This is a genomic window from Pedobacter antarcticus (assembly GCF_900103515.1).
In the GTDB taxonomy this organism is placed as follows: Bacteria; Bacteroidota; Bacteroidia; order Sphingobacteriales; family Sphingobacteriaceae; genus Pedobacter; species Pedobacter antarcticus.
The window spans coordinates 151166-176653 of record NZ_FNGZ01000005.1; the positions used below are offsets into that span (position 1 = coordinate 151166).

Genomic DNA, 25488 nt, shown 5'->3' on the forward strand with positions numbered 1-25488 from the left:
ATAGAATAAGAACTCATGGATAGAATTGTTGCTAAAAAAAGATGGACCAAGAAAACGATAGGAATGCTTGCCGGTGCCGTACTGTTTGGTGTATTACTAATTTACGTATACCGGATGTCGCTTACCAAAGTCTATGCTGCAGATGCAGACAAGCTGATTATCAGTAAGGTCCAGTTCGGCGATTTCGAAGATATTGTTTTACTCAATGCAAGTGTAGTTCCTTTAACCTCTGTAATTGTCAGTTCACCAGAAGGAGGGACGGTAGCAGAGATTTTCACGGAAAATGGTGCCTCAGTTATTAAAGGCACACCATTGCTGCGGATTGCTAATCCGAACGCATTGTCCGGATATACTTCAAGCGAGACTAGTATAACCGAGCAGATTAATCAGCTTAGAAAAGTACGGCTGGATTTAGAACAGAATCAACGCGTGATGACACAGGAAATGATGGTTATTGAAAACAACCTTCGTACTGCTTCCCGGAAATATAGAATAGACAGTACATTACTGGCCAAAAAGGTTATTACCAAAGAAGAGTTTAATGATTCCAAACAAGATTATGATTATAATTTAGGCCGCAGAAAGATCATGGAAGTGGCTGTCAAACAGGAGAATCAAAGTCGTGTGATGCAGCTCCAGCAAATAGATATATCGGTTAAGCGAATGAATGAGAGTTTAGAAACCATTCGTCAGAATATAGAAAATATGACCATTAAAGCACCGGTTTCTGGTATGCTGTCCTCTTATGATCCCGTTATTGGTAAGTCTTATAGCGTCAATGAAATGCTCGGTAAAATAGATGTACTTCAAGGCTATAAATTACAAGCCGGCGTAGACGAGTATTATATTAACAGGGTCAAAGAAGGCCAAAGCGCAAATTGTGAATTTAATGGAAAAAACTACCGTTTAAAGGTGAGTAAGGTTATTCCTGAAGTCACTGCCGGACAATTTCAGGTCGAACTGGTATTTGAAGGAAAGTCGCCGGAAGAATTGCGCAGAGGGTTATCTTTACAAGTAAAACTAACTTTATCTGCGAACAGCAAATCCTTGTTGGTACCGCAAGGACAGTTTTTCCAAAGTACAGGCGGCAGCTGGGTATTTGTGATTATTGATGGAAAGGCGCAAAAAAGAAATATCAAAACAGGACGCAAAAATTACCAGTACTATGAAGTTCTGGAAGGATTGCAAAAAGGAGAAGAAGTAATTACTTCAACCTATGAACAGTTTAAAGATTACGAAGTAGTAGAAATCAAGAAATAAAAAATAGCATACAGATATGATCAAATTAACTAATCTGCAGAAAGTATATCAGACTGAAGAAGTAGAAACGACGGCATTAAACGGAATTAACCTGCATGTCAGCACGGGCGAGTTTGTGTCTATCATGGGGCCGTCAGGCTGCGGTAAATCTACCTTGCTGAATGTCATGGGTCTGCTGGATAAACCAGAGAGTGGTAGTTATTTATTCATGGAGACTGAATTACTGACTTTGAATGAAAAAGCGAGATCCGTATTTCGCAAGCAGCATATGGGGTTTGTCTTCCAGAACTTTAATCTGATTGACGAGCTGACTGTCGCAGAGAATATAGAGTTACCACTAATTTACAATAAAGTCCCTGCCGGTACGAGAAAAAAACTGGTGGATGAAATGCTGCAGCGCATGAACATTGTAAATCGGGGCGGACATTTTCCGCAGCAATTGAGTGGTGGGCAGCAGCAAAGGGTAGCTGTGGGCCGGGCTCTGATTACTAAACCAAAATTAGTTCTTGCCGATGAGCCAACAGGTAATCTTGATAGTACGCATGGAAATGAAGTGATGGAACTTTTATGCGAATTAAATGATCAGGGGACAACGATCGTAATGGTTACGCACTCTTCACATGACGCCAGTTTCTCTAACAGGATCATTAATCTGAAAGATGGACATGTGATCTCCGAAAAAATCAATAAAGCACAGAACGAACAGCTTATTTAAATGACATGTTCAGATTAAATCTCAAAATATCCCTGCGGAATCTTTGGAAAAACAAAGGATATACATTTATCAACATTGGAGGACTTGGACTTGGGCTGGCAAGTTGTATTATCCTGCTTTTATATGTGTCCTATGAGTGGGGTTATGATAAACAAGCGCCGGATTTTGAGAAGACCTATCTGGTTTATAATCATCAGCAGACCAGTGCAGGAATATTCAGCCACCCGACTACACCAGGCGCATTTGCAGCAGAAGTAAAGCAGAATATACCTGGAGTGTACCGGGCTGCAAGATTCGGTTATCCAAAGGATGGGCTAATTACAGAAGGGCAGAGTAGTTTTAGAAAGACCGGGGTTTACGTGGATCCCGACTTCCTGAAAATTCAAGGTTATCATTTTATTTCTGGTAGTGCTTCTTCAGCATTGGCTCAGGTTAATGCAGTTATATTAACCCGGTCTTTAGCGAAAAGTATTTTTGCTGAAGAAGATCCAATTGGAAAAACAGTTACACTGGATAAGAAAGATGCTTTAATGGTCACCGGAGTAATAGAGGATCTTCAGAAAAATACGTCAATCACATTCGATTATCTTTTACCATGGAGCTTGCTGGAAAAACAAGATCCTTTCTTTAAGAACCAAAGCTGGAATAACAATTTTTGCATGACACTCGTGCAGTTGGAAAGTACAGATTTATTTACAAAAGCAGATGCACAGGTAAGGCAGCTTTACAGTAAACATGAGTCCGATAAAGTTTCAGAATTTACCCTGTATCCAATCGCAAAATGGCACCTGTACAATAATTTTGAAAACGGGAAACAAGTCGGTGGAAAGATTACTCAGGTTAAGATATTTCTTTTGCTTGCATTTTGCATTTTATTGATCGCTTGTGTCAACTTTATGAACCTCTCAACAGCCAGGTCTGAGAAACGAGGAAAAGAAGTCGGGATCAGGAAGACAATCGGGGCATCAAAAAAAGCCCTGATCAGTCAGTTTTTGCTCGAATCATTATTGATGTCTGTTTGCGGAATGCTGTTGGCAATTGTGTGCATAGAATTATCACTGCCTTATTTTAACCGGTTGCTGGGTACCGGACTGGAGGTTAATTACAATGACTTGCGGTATTGGGTTTTGCTTATTGGCTTAACTCTATTCACCGGTATTGTTTCGGGCAGTTACCCGGCATTTTATCTGTCTTCTTTTGAACCGGTGATTGTATTGAAAGGAATTGGCAAAAGTAGTAAATCTGCTATCTCTGTCCGGCAGATTCTAGTTGTCTCGCAGTTTGTGTTTGCGGTGTGCCTGATGATCTGCAGTATTGTGATTTATCAGCAGTTGAACTTTATAAAGAATAAACCGGTTGGTTATCAGAAAGACCAGCTGGTAGAAATACAGGTTCAGGGAAATATGCTTAAAAATGCCGGACGATTAATGCTTACTAAAGATAAGCTGTTGCAGTCCGGTGCGGCAAAACAAGTGAGTTTTTTCTCCATGAGTATTACTGATGGTGGAAATAACACATTCGATGTCAGATGGCCGGGTAAAAGTGCGAATGATAGAACTCTTTTTGACTTCAGAAGTACAGGCTATGACCTGGTGGCTACCCTTGGAGCTGAAATGATAGATGGAAGAGAATTTTCTCCAAAGCACGCGGATTCTACCAACATCATCATTAACAGTGCAGCAGCAAAGGCGATGGGCCTTAAAAAACCGGTAGGATCTATTATCAACTGGGGTGGGACTAACCTTGAAATTATAGGTTTGGTTAAAGACATTGTTATACAGTCACCCTATAAGAAAGTAGACCCCATGATTATATATTATAATCTGGAGGAAGTCAATTATATTCTTGTTCGTCTGGATTCGAAAATACCAGTAAATGCTGCCCTGCAAAAGATTAATGCGGTGATGGAAAGCATCGAACCTGGTTTTCCACCGGTTGTGAAATTTGCCGATGATAATTTTGAAGCGAAATTTCAGAATGAGAAAGTACTTGGCACCATTGCTAACTGGTTTGGCGGTTTTTCCATTTTCATTTCTTGCCTCGGTTTATTCGGACTGGCATTATATATGGCAGAACATAGAAAAAAGGAAGTCGGTATCCGCAAGGTGCTGGGTGCAAATCCCCTGCAGATATTAACACTGCTCAACAAAGATTTTATGCGCTTGGTTGGAATCGCCAATCTCATTGCCTTTCCGCTAGCCTATCTGATTATCCAGCATTGGCTTGAAGGTTACAGTTACCGGATTGAATTAACTTTAATTCCCTTTTTTATTGCTTTGGTGCTATCTGTATGCATTGCGCTGCTAACAATTAGTATGCAGTCTATTAAAGCTGTCCGCGCTAATACCGTCGACGCACTTAAATACGAATAGAAAAACCTTAAAACCTAAGATATGTTCAGATTGAATCTTAAAATAGCCCTGCGGAATCTTTGGAAAAACAAAGGATATACTTTTATCAATATTGCAGGCTTGTCGGTAGGGATGGCTGGATGTATTCTGATCTATATTTTTATCAGTTATCAACTGAGTTTTGACCAGCAGTATACTAACAAAGACCGGATTTACCGGGTTGTTAGTTATTGGAAATATTCCGATGGTGAAGAATTTCAGAATGGTGTGCCTAAGCCTCTAGCTTATGCCATGCGGAATGATTTTTCACAATTGGAGGAAGTTGCTCCTTTACAGCGTGGCGGCGGTGTGATACAGGTAATGGATGAAGCCGGGCGTGTTAAGATGAAGACGGATGAAACGGTATTCTATACGGACCTTTCCTTTTTTAAAATATTTAATTATAAATGGCTTGCCGGCACACCTGAGCAATCTGTGACTGAGCCTAATACGGTAGCTATTTCCCGGAAAACAGCAATTAGATATTTCGGAAACTGGCAGCAGGCTATCGGTAAAACCATTGTCTTCAAACAAGTTAATCAGCTAAAGATTAGTGGTGTATTTGAGGATCAGCCGGAAACATCTAGTAACCCGGTTCAGATAGTACTCGCTTATTCAGGGTATAAACATCGTCAGCTTAAGGAATGGGGATCAGTATCTTCTGGTTCGGAGTGTTACGTTTTGCTGAAAGACGGTGTGAAGCCCGCAGATCTGTCAGGAACGATGCAGGCATTTATAAAAAAATATTATTCAGCAGATAGTGATGTCAAAGAGAGCCATTTTTTTCAGTCGCTTTCTGATATTCATGTAGATGAAAGATATGGGAATTTTGCAGGGAAGAATACCAGTATGCGCGATATTTACGGGTTAGCGGCTATTGGTTTACTGCTGCTGCTCACTGCCTGTATTAATTTTATAAACCTGGCTACCGCGCAGGCGATCGGACGCTCAAAAGAAGTGGGTATAAGAAAAGTAATCGGTGGGAACAGGAGAGAACTACTGACTCAGTTTTTTACGGAAACCATTACGCTCAGTTTTTTTGCCCTGTTGCTGGCCTGCGTCATTACCGAAGCTGCCTTGCCTGCTTTATCAGGACTGTTTGAAGATCAGTTAAGCTTTAGCCCGGTAAACCAGCCAGCTCTGATTGGTTTTATGTTACTGCTCGTGCTGTTTGTGGGGCTTCTGGCAGGAGTTTATCCAGCTGTGGTACTTTCAGGGTTTAACCCGGTGCTGGCGTTGAAGAACAAGGTGAATGTCGGAAATTCCGGCGGTGGCAGTCTGCGTAAGGTATTAGTGGTTGTGCAGTTTGCGATTACGGTAGTGTTGATAGCTGGCACGCTGATTATTCTGCAGCAAATGAAATATATGCGGGAGAAACCCCTGGGGTTCAATTCTTCGGCAATAGCTATGGCTTATCTCCCGAATGACAGTCTCAGTGTCAGCAAGTTTGAGATCATTAAAGCAAGGGTTGCAGCTCTTCCCGGAGTATCGGCTGTGAGCCTATGTAGTTTCGGGCCCTCGTCTTCAGATAACAAAACATCCAATTTTTCTTATAACAGTTCCAGGGATATGGACTTTATGGTCAATACCAAGGCTGGCGATGAAGACTACTTCAAAACATTTGGCTTATCCGTTCTGGCGGGCCGGTCGTTGTCAAAGAGTGACACCTTGAAAGAACTCGTCATCAATGAGACACTCATGCGCAAGCTAAATATTGTTAAACCGGAAGACGCTATCGGGCAACATATCACATTAATGGGGAAAAAGGTGCCAATTGTTGGAGTGGTCAAAGATTTCATTAATAAAAGTCTGAAAGAGGGCATTTCGCCGATTGTGCTGTATAACGCAAAGAACAGCATGTCTGAACTTGCGGTGAAAATGGACACCAGGCAGATTTCGACGCTTATGCCTCAAATAGAAGCGATCTGGAACAGCTATTACCCGAACTATGTATATTCATCGTCTTTTCTGGATGACCATATCCGCGCATATTATGAAAGTGAAGTAATTATGGGAACTTTACTGAAGATATTTGCAGGAGTTATAATTTTTATCGCATTTATGGGTTTATTTGGATTGATCTCTTTTGTTGCAACCCAGAAAACAAAAGAACTGGCTATCCGGAAAGTGTTGGGTGCCACTACAGTAGAGCTGGTTAGCATGCTCAATAGCTCATTTATCAAACTCATTTTGCTTGCAAATCTGGTTGCCTGGCCAATAACTTATATGCTGGTGTCCCGGTGGCTTTCTGGTTACGCTTACCGGATAGATTTAAATATCTGGCCGTTTATGGTTGCCATGATTATTTCGTTACTGATTACGGTGCTGACAGTCAGTTTAAGAACTTATCAGGCAGCCATGGCCAATCCGGTTAATGCCCTTAAAAACGAATAATACTTAAAAACAAAGACATGATCACATTAAAACAGATAGAAAAATATTATACCTTGAAAGGGGCGAAGAGCTACGTACTCAGACATATTGATGCCGATATTCAAAAAGGTGAATTTGTTTCTATTATGGGGCCTTCAGGAGCTGGTAAATCTACTTTATTGAATATTATCGGAATGCTTGACGAACCTACTTACGGCAGTTATAAATTCATGGATCAGGAACTATCTTCATTATCCGAAAGAAAGCGGATTGAGATCTACAGAAATCATATTGGATTTGTTTTTCAGGCGTATCATCTGATTGATGAGATGACAGTTGAAGAGAATATAGAAGTTCCGCTTCATTACAAAAATATCAGTAGCTCAGAGAGGAAAAGCCGGGTAGCGGACTTGCTTGACCGTTTTCAGATGGTAGCCAAAAAAGATTTATTTCCGCATCAGCTTTCCGGTGGTCAGCAGCAGTTGGTGGGTATCGCCCGTGCGCTGGCACCGCAACCTTTACTCATCCTTGCAGATGAACCTACAGGTAATTTGCAGTCTGCACAAGCATTGCAGATTATGGATTTGTTTCGACAGCTGAATAAAGACGAAGGTATAACTATTGTACAGGTAACCCATTCTGAAGCTAATGCTTCCTATGGAAATAGGATTTTAAACCTCGTGGATGGCGTGGTTACCAATAATAGCTAACCTGCCTCCTAAGGACATATTCGTATATTTACCGTATGGGACTAAAGTTTACGGATCAGCTTGGTTATACGATTAACCTTCCATCTCCACCAAAAAAAATCATCTCTCTTGTCCCGTCGCAGACCGAGTTATTATTCGATCTGGGGCTGGATAAAGAGATTATAGGCATAACTAAGTTCTGTATCCATCCATTGGAGAAGTGCAAAACCAAAGTGAAAATCGGGGGGACCAAGACTCTTAATATTGAACAGATCAGGGCAATGCAGCCGGATCTGATAATCGGAAATAAGGAAGAGAATACAAAAGAAGACATCGAGCTTTTGCGTAAAGAATTTCCTGTATGGATTTCCGACGTTTCCACATTGGAAGATGCAATGAAGACTATCACTGAGATCGCAGAATTGGTAGACAGAGAGCCTGAAGGAGCTTATCTGAACCATCTGATCAACGCAGGGTTTACTGATCTGCAGACATTGGCACTGCAGTACAGATTAGAGCCCAGAACTATATACCTGATGTGGAAAGATCCTTATATGATGGCAGCGGCAGACACCTTTATAGGAGATATTCTGATGAAGGCAGGGTTAGTGAATATCGCAAAGGGAACCCGATATCCGGAAACTACACTAGAAGAACTTCAGCTCCTATCTCCGGAATTGATTTTACTGTCTTCCGAGCCCTATCCATTCCGCGATAAACATATTTCTGAATTAAAATCGGCTATTCCTGGAGCAGATGTCAGGTTGATTGACGGAGAAATGATCTCCTGGTACGGCAGCAGACTGGTTAAAACGGTGGGTTATTTGTTCGACTATCAAAAATCTTTAAAATAAATAATCTTATTATCAGCTGTTTAACTCCTTTGTTGCAGACAATTCAAATATTCTTTTTGATATATAAAATCAATGTCTATATTTGCAGTCCCTAATGCGGATGTGGCGTAATTGGTAGCCGCACCAGACTTAGGATCTGGCGCTTCACGGCGTGGGGGTTCGAGTCCCTTCATCCGCACATTAGTTTAAAAGCAGTCTTCACAGACTGCTTTTTTTGTTTTACGCGGTTTTCCAATTTAAATTTCTGGAATGTATTAACGGATCAACGGAATTGGGGATCAATGCCAAATGTGGGACAGTCAAATTTTTTGAATTTAAACATACAAACGACGCTTTGAGTTGAAGAGACAGCATCAATAAAAATGGAAATAATAATAAATATTTATTGATTATCAATAAATATTTATTATTATTGTTCAAATTTCATCAGATGAATCAATCAAGATCATTACTTAAAAGCCTGTCCATATTGGTAAATGTGATATGGTATGCAGAACTCGTTGCTTCGGTATTATTTATTGGAGCTGTAATTATTGGGGCTATAATTAGAAAGCAATTTCTGCTAATGATTCCGATTAACTTCAGTACTATTAATCTAAGACAATTTAAATCTTCTAATAATGTCTTCCCTGATGCTAGACTAGACAGTAATACAGGACACTTAGTCTTTCATATCAATACCACATGGTTAAATGTAGTTAGTGTTATAATGGTATATGCAATTCTAATTGGATTTATTATTGCGATTACATTCCAGATAAGAAAGATATTCTTGAATTTTAAAAATGGTAATTTATTTAACAAAATAAACATACATAGCATACGTATTATTTCCTTTCTTATTATTGTTTTTCCATTTACCAAATGGTTGATATGTTTGGCGATGAATCAATTATTAACTGAAAATCTAAGGTTTAAACATTTTGAATTGTTGAATGTCTTTAGCTTTGGTTATCTATTGACAGGACTAGTCCTATTTTCAATCGTGGAGATATTTAGACTAGGAACGGAATTAGAAGAGGAACAGAAACTAACAGTATAAAATGGGAATTATTATAAATTTAGATGTAGTAATGGCTAAAAGGAAGATGTCGTTAAATATGTTATCCGAACGAACCAATATTACATTATCGAACTTGTCTATATTAAAACAGGGAAAAATAAAGGCCATTCGTTTAAGCACTCTTGAAGCTGTTTGCAAGGCACTTGATTGTCAACCGGGAGATATATTTGAATATACGCTAGAAATAGATACGACTTAAACATTCAGATGGCATGGGTGTCGTCACTTCGAGACCGTATGTGCACTTATTGGGGTCACTATCTCGTGATAAACCTTGCCAGTTTGAAGATTCCGATAGCTAACCGCAAATAACCCGGAATGCATTTGCATTCCGGGTTATCTCATTATAACGTTTCAACAAGCGGGGCTTTGACAATCGATATTACAAAGTCGCCATATCAATCACAAAACGGTAACGGACATCTCCTTTGAGCATACGATCGTACGCAGACTGGATATCTTTGATGTCAATCATTTCAATTTCTGACACAATATCGTGTTCTGCACAGAAATCAAGCATTTCCTGAGTTTCGGCAATTCCTCCGATGCCAGAGCCAGCTATGCTTTTTCTGCCACCCAGAAGGCTGAATGCGGCGATCTCAGCTGGTTTTGATGGTACGCCCACACAAATCAATGTACCGTCAGTTTTAAGCAGGGACAGGTACATATTGAAGTCGTGTTCCGCAGATACTGTATCCAGAATAAAATCAAATGAATTTTGTGCTGCTTTAACCTGCGCCTCGTCTGTAGTAACTACAAAATGCTGTGCACCTAATTTTCTCGCATCAGCCTCTTTACTAGCTGAGGTACTTAGTACAGTCACTTCTGCGCCGAAAGCTACACCGAATTTAACAGCCATGTGTCCAAGGCCGCCTAAACCTAAAACGGCTAGTTTATGACCTTTTCCTACTTTCCAGTGTCTTAGTGGAGAATAAGTGGTAATACCTGCGCATAATAATGGCGCAACTGCTGCCAGGTTCAGTTTATCTGAGACATGTAAGACAAATTCCTCTCTTACGACAATAGTGTTTGAATAACCACCGTAAGTAGGTGATTTTCCATCTCTCTCATACGAGTTATAAGTTTGCGTATTTCCTTCCAGACAATACTGCTCCAGATCTTTTTTACAGTTTTCACATACCTGGCATGAATCTACCATACAACCAGTACCTGCCAGATCACCTACTTTAAATTTAGTAACGTGATCGCCTACTTTAATTACGCGTCCGACAATCTCGTGGCCAGGAACCATTGGGAAAATCCCAGGAAACCAGTCATTTTTAATCTGGTGAAGATCTGAGTGGCAGACACCACAGAATAAGATGTCAAATTGCACATCATGAGGACCTACCTCGCGACGTTCAAAATTCCATGGGGCTAAATCTGTTTCCGCGCTTTGCGCTGCATATCCTTTTGTTGCAATCATAATATCTAAAATTAAGTTTTAAATTTCTCCACAAAAGTACTTTGGTTCTCCTTCAAAAAAGCTGCAAGATTCAAACTGTTTACTGTAAAATTCAAACATTTTGAAGCTTTCGGAAAGCTCTTGGTGTCAAGTTTGCATTCTTTTTAAAGTAATTAATAAAATGGGGGAGTTCTTCGAATCCCAGGCACCAGGCGATCTGTGTTATTGTCCAGTCCGAATGCATTAATAAAGCTCTGGCCTCCTGAATTAGTCTTTCTTCGATCAGCTGGGAAGTAGTTTTTCCGGTTATCTCTTTTAGCGAGCGATTTAAATGATTCACATGGATAGAAAGCTGTTTTGCAAATTCTACCGGCGATCTGAATTTCATTTTCTGATTAGGAGATTCAATCGGGAACTGTCTTTCCAGTAATTCCGTAAAGACAGATGCTACTCTTACCGATGCTGTAGAACCGTTATAACGCGAGCTGGTAGCAGGCGTCATTTTCAGGGCACTGTAAATCAATTCCATCAGTAGATTTCGTAAAAGATCATATTTGTAGGTGAACTCAGAATTTATCTCCACCAGCATTTTCTGGTATATTTTGCTGATGTCTTCCAGCTGCTGATCTGAAAGTATAAATACAGGAGGATCACCAGGTTTAAAAACAGGATACTCCTTAATATGGGCCAGATTGTCTAAAAAGGACTCTGAAAAGATGCAAAAGAAGCCTGTAGCTTTTTCCGCTTTAGATTCCCAGGAGTAGGGAATCTGGGGATTAGCAAATATTAACGCGCTTTTTTCGAATTCGACTGACTTATCAGCGTAATAAAACTTTGTAGGTCCTGTAATCAGGCTTACTTTATAGAAATCACGTCTGCTGTAAGGTAGGCAATCTGTGTTGGGGACAAGGTGCTCTTCCAGTCGGAAAACATTAAAGTGACCCAACTCTTTTTTCAGATTGTCAGGCATCCAGTGTGAGGTTTTTTTATAGAAATCTTCCAGCTGCTCTGCTTTTTTCATTTTGCAAATATCAAATATTAAATATAATATTTACGCGGCGGTTTATCTTACAATTGTCATACAAAAGCAGGAGATTTCTGCTTAATTTTAAAGAGATGGAAAAAACACAGACGCTGGAAGAGTTTTATAAATCCAAATTAAACTGGATGCCAGATAATTTACAAAAGGAAATGGGACATTTTAATGTGTTTCGCCTGGATGAATTTTCAGGGCCGAAAGCTAAGATTTTGCCATACAGCCGGAAGAATTATTATAAGATCAGTCTGATTAATGGCCATACCCGTTTGTTTTATGCCGATAAGACAATTGAGTTTGATACCAGTGCCTTATTATTCGCTAATCCTCAGATTCCCTACTCGTGGGAATCTGATGCAGAGCAGCAGACAGGTTATTTCTGCATTTTTACAGAAGCATTTTTTAATCAGTTCGGCCATATCAAAGAATATCCGGTTTTTAAACCAGGTGATAATCCTTTATTTCATCTTTCTCCTTCAGAAGTAGATAAAATTAGTCAGATTTTTCTAAAAATGCTTCAGGAGATTGAATCTGATTTTACGTATAAATATGACGTCTTACGTACACTGGTTCTGGAGCTGATTCATCTTGCGCTTAAGATGCAGCCTGCAAAAGGTAGCCAGTATAATGAATCAAATGGTAATTTACGGGTTTCTTCTATGTTTACCGAACTGCTGGAAAGACAGTTTCCAGTAGAATCTCCCGGTCAACGTTTGAAAATGCGTTCTCCTGTCGAATTTGCCGGACAGCTTTCTGTGCATGTAAATCATTTGAACAGATCCCTGAAGGAAGTAACGGGAAAGACAACATCGGCTTTAATTGCAGAGCGGGTAATTCAGGAAGCGCGTACTTTGTTGAGGCATACGGATTGGAATGTATCCGAAATTGCCTGGTGTCTGGGCTTCGATGAGGCTCCTCATTTTGTCAATTTTTTCAAGAAAAATGTTCAGCTCACGCCTAAGCGTTTCCGTCAAAACCGGGATGTTTGATTTTTGTATTTGTTGGTTTGATTATCGCAATTGCCACGCTCTTCATTGAATTAATTTTGGTCTGTCAAATAAATGACGTCGATCAAATTAATTGAAAATGGAAAATATGAATTCTGGAATTAAGGGTAAAGTTGTCGCGATTACAGGGGCAAGCAGTGGTATTGGTGAAGCAATCGCGGTACATTTAGCGAGTAAAGGAGCCAGAGTGGTACTGGGAGCGAGAAGAACATCCAACCTAGTGAAAATTGTTTCTTCTATAATTGAAAATGGGGGTGAAGCCGTTTACTTTTCTGTAGATGTTACGCAACCTGGCCAGGTAAAAGATTTTGTTAGCTATGCTGTAGAAAATTTTGGGACCCTGGATGTTTTCGTTAATAACGCTGGTCTGATGCCACTTTCTATGATAAACAGTTACAAAGTTTCAGAATGGCATCAGATGATAGATGTTAATATCAAAGGGGTACTCCATGGTATTGCGGCTGCCTTACCTGTTTTCGAGGCTAAAGATAATGGGCAATTTGTAAATATTACTTCTGTCGGCGATCGTTGGGTAGGCCCCACATCTACGGTATATAGTGCGACTAAGTTTGCGGTACGGGCCATATCTGAAGGTTTACGCCAGGAAGTGAGTGCTAATATCCGGGTGACGCTAGTCGCTCCGGGGGCGACAGAATCTGAGCTGGCAGAAACGATCTCCGATCCTGAATTGAAAAAACTAGCGATAGAAAAATTCAGAGTCAATCTATTATCTGCTAATGCTATTGCAAAGGCAGTTGCGTATGCTGTAGAACAGCCTTCCGATGTAGATGTCAATGAACTGGTGGTACGCCCGACGGCACAAAAAAGTTTCTAATCTGTTAGAAAGCTAGTTGTAATTAGCTTTTCCTTGCGCCCGCATTTACTTTGTATTTGAGGCGGGTTGATATACCCTTGGTATACCGTTGCGATACCCTTGCGATACCCTTGGTATACCCTTTGGGTAAAGGAAGGGTATACCAAGGGTATCGCAAGGGTATCGCAACCCCGAAGAACAACAAAGGAAAATAAGGTTGCGGAACGGTTGGTTTCAAAACCAGATAACAGGATGATCCGACTCATTTTAATGTTTCATTAACGCAATAATGAGATTAGAATGTTCTAATGTGCAATGATTTAACTTTTCAGCCTTTTATCTTTGTGAAAAAATAAAGCATGAATATTTTATTGATTGAGGACGAACCTAAAGTTTCAGGATTTATTAAAAAAGGACTTGAAGAGCAGTTACATAATGTTTCGGTAGCTTACGATGGAAACATGGGCTCTAAAATGGCTCTTGAACACGAATATGACCTGATTATTCTGGATGTGGTATTGCCTTATATCAATGGGATGGAAATATGCAAGATGATCAGGCAGGTTAAAAAAGAAGTGCCTGTCTTAATGCTTTCAGCGCTTGATACGGTAAATGATAAGGTGCAGGGACTTGAAAACGGGGCAGATGATTATCTCACTAAACCTTTTCATTTTGCTGAACTGCTTGCCAGAATTAAAGCCTTAAGCAGACGAAAAGACATGGTGTTGCCTGGTACGCTTTATAAGATAGCAGATCTGGAGATGGACTGTTATAAGAAAACAGTGACCAGAAATGGTAAGTTGATTCTGTTATCGGCTAAAGAGTTTATTTTACTGGAAGTATTGCTAGCTAATAAGAACAGAGTATTGTCGAGAATATATATAGCAGAAGCAGTATGGGGAATTTCTTTTAACAGGGGAACTAATCTGATCGATGTTTATATCAATTATCTGCGCGCTAAAATCGACAAAGGCTTTTCTGCACCGTTAATCCATACTGTAATTGGGATGGGTTATGTAATTAAAGAATCTTAAATCCCAGGCATGAAGTTTAAAAATGCATTGTCCCTGCAGTTTACCTTTATGTTCGCTTTTTTACTCTTCATTGTACTGAGTGGTATTTACGTGATCGTAGAGCATAACCGGTCTAAGTCCTTTTTTAATAAACTGGATGAGCGGGCAATGATAGCTGGTCAATTCTATTTTGCAGAAGATAATCTGCCAATTAAGCTGTTCAGGAAAGTTTCTGAAAAGTTTCCGCAATCACTTTCTCAGGAGTCTATCAGCATTTATAATGATCAGCTGCAGTTTAAATTTATGCCCGAAGATTCCATTCATTGGAAAAGGAGCTTTCTTCAGGAGATTCTGAAAAAGAAGAATTTGCATTATAAATCCGGGGACAGGCAGGTCTCCGGATTATATTATGAGGATAACTCCGGAAACTTTGTTGTTGTAGTCTCAGCGATTGATGAACGTGGATTTGAGGATATGGATCAGTTGCGGATCATTATGTCTGCCTTTTATGTCGCTTCACTTTTTATTACTTTTTTTATCGGGCGGATATTTGCAAATATTTCTTTGCGGCCGATTGTTAAAATTACGGCTAATCTTAAACGGATCCGCTCTTCGAATCTTCACCGGCGTTTATCTATTAATACGGCAAAAACAGATGAAATAGATATGCTTTCACTCACTATAAATCAGATGCTGGAACATCTGGAACAGTCTTTCGATAGTCAGAAATCATTTGTAGCTAATGCCTCCCATGAATTGCGGACACCCATTACTTCTATTTTGGGTGAGGCAGAAATCACCTTAATGAAAGAAAGAGATCCGGAGACTTATAAATCTGCACTGAAAGAAATCGTATCCAGTGTAGAAAGGCTCAATCTGATTATTAACAGTCTGATGGAGCTGATGCAAACTAATCTTGACAACCGCGATTTTCAAAACGTGAAGGTAGATGAGCTGATGTGGGAAATTGCAGATGAGCTCGCCGGCAAATCAAATGGAGATCAGGTCAGGATGGGTTATCATCTGCCGGAAGATATTACCAAAAGTGTCATTTCTGGTAACCGGCGGCTACTGTTCATTGCGATTAGTAATATTCTGAAAAATGCAGTTAAGTTTTCAGAAGGGAAAACTGTAGACTGTGAAGTGCGCTATATAGATAAGGGAATTCAAATTACCATCCGGGATCAGGGGATAGGCATCGCGAAAGACGATCTGATTAAAATCTTTCAACCATTTTTCCGTGCTTCCAATGCGATGAATTTTCAGGGCTACGGTATAGGACTGTCACTGACAGATAATATCGTAAAGTTACATAACGGAACTATCTCCATAAATTCAGTTTTAGCGCAGGGTACTACAATCGTCGTGTTTTTTCCTACGGCCTGACATTAAGACTTTCTAATCATCTTCTAATGCGATACCAATAGTGTATTAAGGGGGTTTTAATAGTCCACCTATAGCTTTGCTTTTAAAATAATTAAAGCTATGAGTCTAAAAATTGTCCATGTCCTTTTGCTGCTCATTTTTACAGCAGGCCTGGGAAAGGAGAACAAAGCATTTGCACAAAATATTGCAGGAGATACCTTAAGAATCACCATTAAAGAGGCCGAAGGCCGGTTTTTAAAAAACAATCTTTCCCTGCTCGCTGCTCAGTATCAGATTGATCATGAAAAGGCAGAAATTATCACTGCAAGTTTATTTAACAATCCGGAAATAGGCTTTGAGAATATTCTTTACAATCCTGATACCCGTAAATTTTTTGACATGAGTTATGACGGCGGGCAGTATACCGGCCTGATCTCTCAGCTCTTCCAGACGGCGGGTAAAAGAAATAAAAATATTCAGCTGGCTAAAATAGGGGCCAGACAGGCAGGGTATGAGTTTTTCGATCTGCTGAGAACGCTGAAGTATACGCTCCGAACCAATTTCAATAAAATTTACTTTCAACAAGCTTCTTTGGACGTATACGATCAGGAAATCAGTTCTTTAACTACCACGCTTGCTGCTTTTAAAAAACAATACGCGGCCGGTAATATCGCGCAGCACGAGCTATTGCGGATTCAGTCACAGCTTTATGCGCTTCAAACTGAAAAGAACGAATTGCAGGAAGATATCGATGCAGCACAGTATGAGTTCAAATTGTTGATCAGGGTGGATCCTAAAATAAGGATTTTGCCAATGGTTGGAGTCTTGCAGCCTGTTAAAGAGAAACTTGCTCAGGTGCCTTATAAATTGTTGCTGGATTCTGCTTATAACAATCGTTACGATTTGAAGCTTGCCAAAGGTAATGTCGCTTACAGCGACCTTAATCTGCGGCTGCAGCAGGCAATGGCGGTGCCGGATATTACAGTTTCACTGACTTACGATAAATACGGAAGTACAGTTCGGGATTATACAGGATTAGGGATCAATATTCCGTTGCCGCTTTTTAACAGAAATCAAGGAGCTATTAAACAAGCCAAGATTGCCATTCAAAGCAGCAAAAATAATCTGGAAAGGCAGCAGGACGAGATGGAAAGTGAAATTGATCAGTCATTTCAAGCTGCTTTCAGACTGGAGAAACTCGAAGAAAGTTTTGATCCTGGTTTTAAGAACGATTTTAATCATCTCATTGAGGAGGTTACTAAAAATTATCAGAAAAGAAATCTCAGTCTGCTTGAATTTCTAGATTTCTATGATTCTTATAAAACGAATGTCGTGCAGTATAATGAGCTGCAAATGAATCGTATGAACTCACTGGAGCAATTAAATTTTGTGACAGGTACCCAATTTTTCAACAAATAATATTTCCTGATATGTATCATAAATTAAAACTCCCGGTTGCAGGGTTTACTTTAGCTGTTGCTGTATTTTGTCTGCAGGCCTGTACCCAAAAAGAAAAGACCGATGCTGTAAAAGACCCGCAGTTTCAGGTCAGTGAAAAATTACTGCAGGAACTTAAGGTCGATACGGTATTGGCAGGTAATGCAGTATCAAGGTTATCGCTTACCGGTATGGTTGCACCAGATGAAAACAAAATGGCCAGGATATTTCCCCTGGTTAGTGGTATTTCTCAGGATGTAAATGTTCAGCTTGGAGATCTGGTTAAAAAGGGACAGACGCTTGCAGTGATCCGGAGTACTGAAGTTGCGGGATATACCAAAGATATGGTCTCTGCGGAGGCAGATCTGAGAAGTGCTAAACGGGCCTTACAGTCTGCGAAAGACTTGTATCAAAGTGGTTTGGCTTCTGAGAAAGATCTGGAGCAGGCGCAGTCCGACCAGGAGAAAGCAGCAGCTGAGTACAAACGTGCCGGTGCCGTAATGGCAATTAACAGAACCGGCAGCCGGGGTTATGAGATTACTTCACCGATCAGCGGGTATATTATCGAAAAAAATCTGACTGATCATATGCAGATCAGAGAGGATAACGCCGAGCATCTTTTTACAGTGGCAGACCTCTCAACGGTTTATATACTCATTAATATTTATGAATCCGATATCTCTAAAGTTAAAAACGGGAGTGAGGTTAAAATTACGACTTTGTCTTATCCGGATAAGGTCTTTAAAGGGAAGATCGATAAAGTCTACAGCCTGATAGATCCGGAAAATAAGGTGATGCGTGCCAGGGTTAAAATTGACAATCCAGGAGATCTGCTCAAACCGCAGATGTTTGCCAAAGTTTCTGTAGCAGATCTGTCAGGGGATACTATGCCTTCGGTACCGGCTGCCTCTATTATTTTTGATCATGATGGTTCATTCGTTCTGGTCAAAGATGGGGTGTCTAAAGTTCATATTCAGCCGGTTAAGATTGCAAAAAGGGTAGAAGATACCGCCTACGTCAGTGAGGGCCTGAGAGCCGGAGATGTTGTGATCAGTTCCCGTCAGCTATTTCTGTATGAATCCCTGAAAAAATAATTCAATCGTATTTACTCCCATTAATTTATTCAAATGAATAAAGTCATTAAAAATGTCCTTGATTTTTCATTGAGGAACAAGTTTTTTATATTCTTCATGACATTCTTACTGTTGCTGGCCGGGTATATCAGTTTCAGAAAAATAAGTATAGATGCTTTCCCCGATGTAACGAATACTTCGGTAACCATGATTACGCAATGGCCTGGCAGAAGTGCAGAAGAAGTAGAGAAGTTCGTTACCCGTCCGCTGGAAATCGCAATGAATCCTACGGAAAAGAAAACCTCTATCCGTTCTTCTTCCTTATTCGGACTCTCTGTTGTTAAAGTTTCCTTTGATGACGAGGTCGATAATGCTTTCGCAAGAATGCAGATAAATAACCACGTCGGGGATGCTGAGCTCCCTGACGGTGTGAAGCCGGAGATTCAGCCGCCTTACGGACCTACAGGAGAAATATTCCGGTATACGCTTACCAGTAATACCAAATCTGTCCGGGAATTAAAAACCCTCGAAGAGTGGGTAGTGGAAAGGGAGATCAGATCGGTGCCAGGTGTAGCAGATGTGAATAGTTTCGGTGGTCAGACTAAGGCTTACCAGATTACGATAGATCCGCAAAAAGCTGTGCAGTATGGTGTTACGCCGCTGGAGGTTTATGAGGCAGTTTCTAAAAGTAATATCAATGTTGGCGGCGATGTCATTGAACAAGGTGGCCAGGCATACGTTGTGCGCGGAATTGGTTTGCTGAATGATATTCCGGAGATCAAAAACATTATCGTAGATAACATTAAAGGAACTCCCATTTTCGTTAAAGATATCGCAGAAGTTACCGAATCACATCTGCCTGCACTGGGTCAGGTGGGCCGTGATCTGGATCCCGATGTGGTGGAAGGTATTGTGGTCATGCGTAAAGGTGAGAACACCAGTGAGGTGATAGAAAATCTTAAAATAAAGATTCACGAACTGAATAGTACGATACTGCCCGATGATGTTAAAATAGACGCGTTCTACGACCGGGAAACACTCATAGATTTCGCAACCCATACGGTCATGAACAATATGGCGGAAGGGATCGTATTTGTAACGGTGATAGTTTTCCTTTTCATGGCAGACTGGCGTACTACAGTTATCGTTACTGTGGTTATTCCGCTGGCTTTGCTATTTGCATTTATTTGTCTGAAGATGAAAGGAATGTCCGCCAATCTACTTTCGATGGGGGCGATTGATTTCGGTATTATCATCGATGGGGCAGTAGTTATGATGGAAGGAATTTTTGTCGTGCTTGATCAGAAGGCCAAAAAGGTTGGAATGGACCGCTTTAACAAGATGAGCAAGCTAGGTATGATCAAACAGGCATGTCTGGTAAATGGGAAGGGAATCTTTTTTGCCAAACTGATTATTATTGCGGGTTTGCTTCCAATCTTTAGCTTCGAAAAGGTAGAAGGAAAGATGTTCTCGCCTTTAGCCTGGACTTTAGGTTTTGCTTTGTTGGGTGCATTGATTCTGACTTTCACCCTGGTGCCTGTTCTAGCCAGCGTTTTACTGAAAAAGAATGTCCGGGAAAAGCATAATTTCTTTGTTATCTGGTTAACCAGAAACTGTGTAAGAATCTTTAATATCTGCTTTAAACAGCGCAGAATTGCGTTTACGATCACCATTATTATTTTAATCGGCGGTCTGTTCAGCTTTAAATTTCTGGGGACTGAATTTCTTCCGCAATTGAACGAGGGGTCTATTTATGTACGGGCTACGGGGCCTTTGAGTACGTCATTGGAAGGGTCGGTTAAACTGGCCAACGACATGCGTAAGGTCTTCCTTAATTTCGAAGAAGTGAAACAGGTAATTTCCCAGACCGGCCGGCCGGATGATGGTACGGATGCCACGGGTTTTTATAATATTGAGTTTCATGTAGATCTGCTGCCTCAGAAAGAATGGAAGCGTAAGCAAAGTAAAGCAGAACTGATTAGCAGAATGCAGGAAAAGCTGAGTTATTTTCCGGGTATAGATCTGAATTTTTCACAGCCTATTTCGGACAATGTCGAAGAAGCGGTATCCGGTGTCAAAGGTTCAATTGTCCTTAAACTTTTCGGGGATGACTTTAAATTCATCGAGCAGCAGGAAGAGAAAATCTTTGCCGTGATGAAAGATATTGAGGGAATTGAAGATCTGGGGATCTTACGGAACCTCGGTCAACCTGAACTGCAGATTAACCTGGATCAAGAGAAAATGGCTTTTTATGGCGTAACTGCCGCAGATGCCAATGCAATTATTGAAACGGCAATTGGTGGTAAGGCTGCTACAGAAATTTATGAAGGCGAACGGAAATTTGAACTGAGAATCAGGTACCCCGAAAATTTCAGGAATAATGCCGATGCAATCGGCGATCTGCGCGTACCGACGCTTTCAGGAAATAAAGTTCCGATCAGGGAGATTGCCGGTATTCGTAAAATTATCGGTCCGAGTCTGATCTACCGCGATCAGCATAAAAGATACGGCGCAATCAAATTCTCTGTTCGCGGACGCGATATGGGCAGTACGATTAAAGAGGCACAACAAAAAGTAAATGCGAGCTTGAAATTACCGAAAGGCTATTCTATCCAATGGGCAGGAGATTTCGAAAATCAGGAAAGGGCAATTAAGCGGTTGACGGAAGTTGTGCCGGTTAGTATTCTGATTATCTTTTTTATTCTCTTTGTGCTGTTCGGAACACTTAAAGACTCTTTGTTAGTCTTGAATAACGTGCCATTTGCTATTATAGGCGGTATTTTTGCCCTGCTGCTTACCGGAATTAATTTTAGTATCTCTTCTGGTATCGGCTTTATTGCCCTGTTCGGTATCTGTGTGCAGAATGGTGTGATATTGATTACTAAATTCAAATCTAATATCAGCGAGATGCGAACGACGCATCCGGAATGGACACTGGTTGATGCCCTGAGGATTGGCGTAGAAAGCCGGGTCAGGCCGGTGATCATGACTGCTATGATGGCCGCGATAGGTTTATTACCTGCAGCGATGTCTACGGGAATTGGCTCCGAAACTTCGAAACCTTTAGCTACAGTGGTTATCGGTGGATTAATTACCGATACGGTATTTAATCTGTTTATATTTCCAATCGTATTCTATTGGGTATACCGTAAAAAGGTATCAAAAATTGCTGCTGCAGGTGCCTGAGTTTAAGACTGAAATTTTGCCCGGCTAAAATGATTAAAATGGCTGTAAAAAGGCGGCAGACTGAAATATTGTCAGTCCGGCCGCCTGATGAGCCCTAATTTGATATTTAACTAGGTCTATTTCAAGAAAATTAATACTTTTGGCACCTCTATTGAGGAACGGGAGGCAAAGGATGAACCTTTCCACCGGATAAAAAGATCTTCCGGAATATGGAGGGGTTTTTTTATAAAGACATTTTAAAACATTGATTCAGAAAGATGAATATTACACAGGAAAAAATTGACGACTTAAACGCAGTTGTAAAAATTAAAATTTCGCCTGAAGATTACACTGAAAAGGTCGACAAAACTATAAAAGAACAAGCTAAAAAATCTAATCTTCCTGGTTTCCGTAAAGGAATGGTGCCACCAGCACATATCAAGAAAATGTATGGTAAAAGCATTCTGATTGAAACAATCAATGGTCTGCTTAGCGAAAACCTGAATAAATACCTGACCGACAATAAAGTTGAAGTTCTGGGTCAGCCATTACCAGTAATGGACGATACTAAAGACTTCAAATGGGACGGTACAGACGAATTTGAATTTGATTATGAATTAGGACTTGCTCCTGAAGTTAAATTTGAGATTTCAGCTAAAGATAAATTCACCCAGTATATAGTTAAAGCTGACGAAGAAACACTGGCATCCCGCATTAAAAATATCCGTCGCAGCTATGGCAAAATGACAAATCCTGAAGTTTCGGCAGGTGATGACGTACTTTATGCCGAATTAGCACAGTTAAATGCCGATGGTTCAGTTTTTGAAGAAGGTGTAAAGCATACTGGTTCGATCCGTCTGGATTCAGTTAAAGATAAAGCAATTCTTAAATCTTTAACAGGCGTAAAGAAAGATGACGTATTAACAATTGATATTCAGAAAGCATTTGGTTCAGATGCTGCTGTAATCGCTAAATTGTTAGGCATCGAGGAAGAGCAGGCAACTGCTTTGACAGGCAAATTCCAGGTAACTGTTAAAAACGTAAACAGACTGGAAGAAGCAGATTTGAACCAGGAGTTCTTTGACAAAATATTTGGTGAAGGTGTTGTTACTGACGAAGCTGGTTTTACAGCTAAAATCACTGAAGAAATTGAAAGCATGTTTAAACAGGATGCTGATCGTAAACTTCAGAATGATATGTACACGCAATTAACTGAAAAAGTAACAATGGATCTTCCGGATACATTCTTACGTAAATGGTTAAAAGCAACCAATGAAAAACTATCTGATGCTGAATTGGAAGAAGGTTATGCAGATTTTGCAAAAAACCTGAAATGGACTTTAATTGAAAACAAAATCATTAAAGACAACAGCATTGAGATTAAATATGAAGATGTGTTCAAGACGGCAAAGCAACGTTTGGAAGCGCAGTTCAGAATGTACAGTCCGGCTCCAATGCCAGAAGATCAGTTAGCACAATACACAACTACCTTCCTGCAGGAAAAAGACAATGGTAACCGTATTTTTGAAGAAGTTAAAGCGCTCAAAGTTTTTGACTACATTCAATCGGTAGCTACTTTAAAACCGGAAGAAATAGCTTATACAAAATTCGCAGAGATGAACTAGTCTGTTCTGCAGACAGTGATTTCTTTAATTGATTATAAGGCGGCTTGTTTAAGGCCGCTTTATTTGTATCCGGCGTTGTTTTTGTCCGTGTGGCTGGTCTTAATTTTACAATTACCAAATAATTTGTCAAATTAGTTTGCTTACATTAAGCAACATAAACAAGAGATTTAAAATTTAATATACATATACTCATGAATATAGATAAAGACGAATTTAGAAAATACGCAGTTAAGCATCACCGTATTAACGGATTAAACGTTGACCGCTATATCGGCCGTACGAGTGCAACAGTAGAGAATATGACACCTTATATTATTGAGGAGCGTCAACTGAATGTGGCACAAATGGATGTCTTTTCCAGACTGATGATGGACAGGATTATTTTCCTGGGCGATGCCATACATGACGGGAATGCCAATATCATCCAGGCACAATTGCTTTTCCTGCAGTCTACAGATAATAACAGAGATATTCAGATTTATATCAACTCACCAGGCGGTTCTGTTTATGCAGGTCTGGGTATTTATGATACAATGCAGTATATCACACCTGATGTAGCTACAATCTGTACAGGCATGGCCGCGTCTATGGGTGCTGTTTTACTTGTTGCCGGTGCAAAAGGTAAACGTGCAGCACTAACACACAGCAGGGTGATGATTCACCAACCTTCAGGCGGCGCGCAGGGTGTTGCTTCAGATATGGAGATCAATCTGAGAGAAATGCTGAAATTGAAAAAAGAATTATACGATATCATCTCCGTACATTCCGGCCAGAGCTATGAATGGGTAGAGAAAGCATCTGACCGTGATTACTGGATGAAAGCCGATGAGGCTAAGAGTTTCGGAATGATAGATGAGGTATTAGGTGCGAATAAAAAATAAATAATGGCTAAACAAAATAAAGATTCCCGTTGCTCGTTTTGCGGTTCCGGTAAGCAGGATACATTAATGCTTATCGAGGGTCTGGATGCTTATATCTGTGATAAATGCGTCGGCCAGGCACAGCTGCTGGTTCAACAGGAATTGGGTAACAAGGCAGCTAAATCACTGGATGCGTCTGCAACCCTGCTTAAACCCGCGGAAATTAAGGCTCATATTGACCAATATGTAATTGGTCAGGACGATGCAAAGAAAGTTCTTTCGGTTGCAGTGTATAACCACTATAAACGACTGGGGCAGAAAATTAATCAGGAAGATGAAGTAGAGATTGAAAAATCCAACATCATGCTGGTTGGCGAAACAGGTACTGGAAAGACCCTGCTTGCAAAAACTATTGCTAAGATATTGCATGTGCCTTTTTGTATCTGTGATGCTACGGTACTGACAGAAGCGGGTTATGTTGGCGAAGATGTGGAGAGTATTCTTACACGTCTGCTGCAGGCTGCTGATTATGACGTAGCTTCTGCAGAAAGAGGTATTGTCTATATCGATGAGGTGGATAAGGTAGCCCGCAAAAGTGATAATCCTTCGATTACCCGGGATGTTTCCGGTGAAGGTGTTCAGCAGGCATTGCTTAAAATTCTGGAAGGTACAGTTGTAAACGTTCCGCCTCAGGGTGGTCGTAAGCACCCTGATCAGAAAATGATCCCGGTAAACACGAACAATATCCTGTTCATCTGCGGTGGCGCTTTTGATGGAATTGAGCGTAAAATTGCAAACAGACTGCGTACGCAGGCTGTTGGTTATAAAGTGAAAAAAGATGATGATGAAGAACTGGACCTGGACAATCTGTACAAGTATATCACTCCGCAGGATTTAAAATCTTTCGGTCTGATTCCTGAACTGATTGGACGCGTACCTGTTTTGACGCACCTGAACCCACTGGATAAAGCTGCACTCAGAAATATATTAACTGAACCTAAGAACTCGTTGTTCCGTCAGTACGTCAAACTATTTGACTTCGAAGGCGTGGAGCTCGTGTTTGAAGATGAGGTGCTTGACTTTATTGTAGATAAGGCCATGGAATATAAACTTGGTGCAAGGGGACTCAGGTCCATTTGTGAAGCGATCATGCTGGATGCCATGTATGACATCCCATCTGACCCAAGCATTAAAAAACTGGTGATTTCGCTGGAATATGCGAAAGAGAAATTCGAGAAAGCAGACTTTAAGAAATTGAAAGCTGCCTAATCAGAAATCCCCGTTTTTTAACGGGGATTTTTTTTTATCTTGTTTTTCCGCTATGTATTTAAAAGTAGTGAAATA

Annotated in this window: 20 protein-coding genes and 1 tRNA gene; 19 read left to right on the plus strand and 2 right to left on the minus strand. The window is 40.4% G+C overall.

Features of this window, described 5'->3' with window-relative positions:
* The first annotated feature begins 15 nt into the window (after positions 1-15).
* The 9 genes from BLR53_RS12215 to BLR53_RS12255 all read left to right on the plus strand — a co-directional run bounded on the left by BLR53_RS12215 (position 16) and on the right by BLR53_RS12255 (position 9543).
* Complete coding sequence (locus BLR53_RS12215) at positions 16-1260, plus strand: efflux RND transporter periplasmic adaptor subunit (protein WP_074590021.1); 1245 nt, start codon at positions 16-18, stop codon at positions 1258-1260.
* Positions 1261-1276: 16 nt separating this feature from the next.
* The gene (locus BLR53_RS12220; RefSeq protein ID WP_037439429.1) at positions 1277-1975 is read left to right on the plus strand and encodes an ABC transporter ATP-binding protein; all 699 of its coding nucleotides are present in this window, start codon (positions 1277-1279) and stop codon (positions 1973-1975) included.
* A gap of 5 nt (positions 1976-1980) precedes the next feature.
* Positions 1981-4347 carry an ABC transporter permease gene (locus BLR53_RS12225; protein ID WP_074590024.1) on the plus strand — a complete coding sequence of 789 codons (2367 nt, stop codon included), beginning with the start codon at positions 1981-1983 and terminating at the stop codon, positions 4345-4347.
* Between the two features lie 21 nt (positions 4348-4368).
* On the plus strand, positions 4369-6759 hold the full coding sequence (locus tag BLR53_RS12230) for an ABC transporter permease (protein ID WP_074590026.1): 2391 nt from the start codon (positions 4369-4371) through the stop codon (positions 6757-6759).
* Positions 6760-6776: 17 nt separating this feature from the next.
* Complete coding sequence (locus BLR53_RS12235) at positions 6777-7448, plus strand: ABC transporter ATP-binding protein (protein WP_074590028.1); 672 nt, start codon at positions 6777-6779, stop codon at positions 7446-7448.
* A 35-nt stretch (positions 7449-7483) separates the two neighbouring features.
* Positions 7484-8281 (plus strand): ABC transporter substrate-binding protein, encoded by a 798-nt coding sequence (locus BLR53_RS12240; protein ID WP_074590030.1) that lies wholly within the window; start codon positions 7484-7486, stop codon positions 8279-8281.
* 96 nt (positions 8282-8377) lie between these two features.
* Positions 8378-8459, plus strand: a tRNA-Leu gene (locus BLR53_RS12245).
* Between the two features lie 252 nt (positions 8460-8711).
* On the plus strand, positions 8712-9323 hold the full coding sequence (locus BLR53_RS12250; protein ID WP_074590032.1) for a DUF2975 domain-containing protein: 612 nt from the start codon (positions 8712-8714) through the stop codon (positions 9321-9323).
* Position 9324: 1 nt separating this feature from the next.
* Positions 9325-9543 (plus strand): helix-turn-helix domain-containing protein, encoded by a 219-nt coding sequence (locus BLR53_RS12255; RefSeq protein WP_074590035.1) that lies wholly within the window; start codon positions 9325-9327, stop codon positions 9541-9543.
* A 183-nt stretch (positions 9544-9726) separates the two neighbouring features.
* On the opposite strand, the gene BLR53_RS12260 is transcribed toward BLR53_RS12255, so the two are convergent.
* Positions 9727-10770 (minus strand): NAD(P)-dependent alcohol dehydrogenase, encoded by a 1044-nt coding sequence (locus BLR53_RS12260; RefSeq protein ID WP_037439414.1) that lies wholly within the window; start codon positions 10768-10770, stop codon positions 9727-9729.
* 91 nt (positions 10771-10861) lie between these two features.
* Positions 10862-11770, minus strand: a complete 909-nt coding sequence (locus BLR53_RS12265) for a helix-turn-helix domain-containing protein (RefSeq protein WP_037439412.1) — start codon at positions 11768-11770, stop codon at positions 10862-10864.
* A gap of 95 nt (positions 11771-11865) precedes the next feature.
* Between BLR53_RS12265 and BLR53_RS12270 the strand changes: the two genes are divergently transcribed.
* From BLR53_RS12270 to clpX, 10 genes are all read left to right on the plus strand, one after another.
* Positions 11866-12774 carry a helix-turn-helix domain-containing protein gene (locus tag BLR53_RS12270; protein WP_074590037.1) on the plus strand — a complete coding sequence of 303 codons (909 nt, stop codon included), beginning with the start codon at positions 11866-11868 and terminating at the stop codon, positions 12772-12774.
* Positions 12775-12871: 97 nt separating this feature from the next.
* The gene (locus BLR53_RS12275; RefSeq protein ID WP_074590039.1) at positions 12872-13627 is read left to right on the plus strand and encodes an SDR family oxidoreductase; all 756 of its coding nucleotides are present in this window, start codon (positions 12872-12874) and stop codon (positions 13625-13627) included.
* Between the two features lie 338 nt (positions 13628-13965).
* Positions 13966-14640, plus strand: a complete 675-nt coding sequence (locus BLR53_RS12280; protein ID WP_037439406.1) for a response regulator — start codon at positions 13966-13968, stop codon at positions 14638-14640.
* A 9-nt stretch (positions 14641-14649) separates the two neighbouring features.
* A complete protein-coding gene (locus BLR53_RS12285) occupies positions 14650-16005 on the plus strand; it encodes a sensor histidine kinase (RefSeq protein ID WP_074590041.1) in 1356 nt (451 codons plus the stop codon).
* A 99-nt stretch (positions 16006-16104) separates the two neighbouring features.
* On the plus strand, positions 16105-17403 hold the full coding sequence (locus BLR53_RS12290; RefSeq protein ID WP_074590043.1) for a TolC family protein: 1299 nt from the start codon (positions 16105-16107) through the stop codon (positions 17401-17403).
* Between the two features lie 11 nt (positions 17404-17414).
* Positions 17415-18515: an efflux RND transporter periplasmic adaptor subunit gene (locus tag BLR53_RS12295; RefSeq protein ID WP_037439399.1), complete on the plus strand. Its 1101-nt coding sequence runs from the start codon at positions 17415-17417 to the stop codon at positions 18513-18515.
* 33 nt (positions 18516-18548) lie between these two features.
* Positions 18549-21680 carry an efflux RND transporter permease subunit gene (locus BLR53_RS12300; protein WP_074590045.1) on the plus strand — a complete coding sequence of 1044 codons (3132 nt, stop codon included), beginning with the start codon at positions 18549-18551 and terminating at the stop codon, positions 21678-21680.
* 257 nt (positions 21681-21937) lie between these two features.
* Positions 21938-23284: a trigger factor gene (gene tig, locus BLR53_RS12305; RefSeq protein WP_037439395.1), complete on the plus strand. Its 1347-nt coding sequence runs from the start codon at positions 21938-21940 to the stop codon at positions 23282-23284.
* 191 nt (positions 23285-23475) lie between these two features.
* Positions 23476-24165, plus strand: a complete 690-nt coding sequence (clpP, locus tag BLR53_RS12310; protein WP_074590047.1) for an ATP-dependent Clp endopeptidase proteolytic subunit ClpP — start codon at positions 23476-23478, stop codon at positions 24163-24165.
* Positions 24166-24168: 3 nt separating this feature from the next.
* On the plus strand, positions 24169-25413 hold the full coding sequence (clpX, locus tag BLR53_RS12315) for an ATP-dependent Clp protease ATP-binding subunit ClpX (RefSeq protein ID WP_074590049.1): 1245 nt from the start codon (positions 24169-24171) through the stop codon (positions 25411-25413).
* The last annotated feature ends 75 nt before the right edge of the window (positions 25414-25488 follow it).

What these genes read in the sequence shown, in the direction of transcription:
- BLR53_RS12280 (WP_037439406.1), top strand. Translation starts at nt 13,966, where the DNA reads ATGAATATTTTATTGATTGAGGACGAACCTAAAGTTTCAGGATTTATT.
- BLR53_RS12220 (WP_037439429.1), top strand. Translation starts at nt 1,277, where the DNA reads ATGATCAAATTAACTAATCTGCAGAAAGTATATCAGACTGAAGAAGTA.
- clpP (WP_074590047.1), top strand. Translation starts at nt 23,476, where the DNA reads ATGAATATAGATAAAGACGAATTTAGAAAATACGCAGTTAAGCATCAC.
- BLR53_RS12240 (WP_074590030.1), top strand. Translation starts at nt 7,484, where the DNA reads ATGGGACTAAAGTTTACGGATCAGCTTGGTTATACGATTAACCTTCCA.
- BLR53_RS12255 (WP_074590035.1), top strand. Translation starts at nt 9,325, where the DNA reads ATGGGAATTATTATAAATTTAGATGTAGTAATGGCTAAAAGGAAGATG.
- BLR53_RS12215 (WP_074590021.1), top strand. Translation starts at nt 16, where the DNA reads ATGGATAGAATTGTTGCTAAAAAAAGATGGACCAAGAAAACGATAGGA.
- BLR53_RS12295 (WP_037439399.1), top strand. Translation starts at nt 17,415, where the DNA reads ATGTATCATAAATTAAAACTCCCGGTTGCAGGGTTTACTTTAGCTGTT.
- BLR53_RS12285 (WP_074590041.1), top strand. Translation starts at nt 14,650, where the DNA reads ATGAAGTTTAAAAATGCATTGTCCCTGCAGTTTACCTTTATGTTCGCT.
- BLR53_RS12250 (WP_074590032.1), top strand. Translation starts at nt 8,712, where the DNA reads ATGAATCAATCAAGATCATTACTTAAAAGCCTGTCCATATTGGTAAAT.
- tig (WP_037439395.1), top strand. Translation starts at nt 21,938, where the DNA reads ATGAATATTACACAGGAAAAAATTGACGACTTAAACGCAGTTGTAAAA.
- BLR53_RS12265 (WP_037439412.1), bottom strand. Translation starts at nt 11,770, where the DNA reads ATGAAAAAAGCAGAGCAGCTGGAAGATTTCTATAAAAAAACCTCACAC.
- BLR53_RS12230 (WP_074590026.1), top strand. Translation starts at nt 4,369, where the DNA reads ATGTTCAGATTGAATCTTAAAATAGCCCTGCGGAATCTTTGGAAAAAC.
- clpX (WP_074590049.1), top strand. Translation starts at nt 24,169, where the DNA reads ATGGCTAAACAAAATAAAGATTCCCGTTGCTCGTTTTGCGGTTCCGGT.
- BLR53_RS12235 (WP_074590028.1), top strand. Translation starts at nt 6,777, where the DNA reads ATGATCACATTAAAACAGATAGAAAAATATTATACCTTGAAAGGGGCG.
- BLR53_RS12270 (WP_074590037.1), top strand. Translation starts at nt 11,866, where the DNA reads ATGGAAAAAACACAGACGCTGGAAGAGTTTTATAAATCCAAATTAAAC.
- BLR53_RS12290 (WP_074590043.1), top strand. Translation starts at nt 16,105, where the DNA reads ATGAGTCTAAAAATTGTCCATGTCCTTTTGCTGCTCATTTTTACAGCA.
- BLR53_RS12275 (WP_074590039.1), top strand. Translation starts at nt 12,872, where the DNA reads ATGGAAAATATGAATTCTGGAATTAAGGGTAAAGTTGTCGCGATTACA.
- BLR53_RS12260 (WP_037439414.1), bottom strand. Translation starts at nt 10,770, where the DNA reads ATGATTGCAACAAAAGGATATGCAGCGCAAAGCGCGGAAACAGATTTA.
- BLR53_RS12300 (WP_074590045.1), top strand. Translation starts at nt 18,549, where the DNA reads ATGAATAAAGTCATTAAAAATGTCCTTGATTTTTCATTGAGGAACAAG.
- BLR53_RS12225 (WP_074590024.1), top strand. Translation starts at nt 1,981, where the DNA reads ATGTTCAGATTAAATCTCAAAATATCCCTGCGGAATCTTTGGAAAAAC.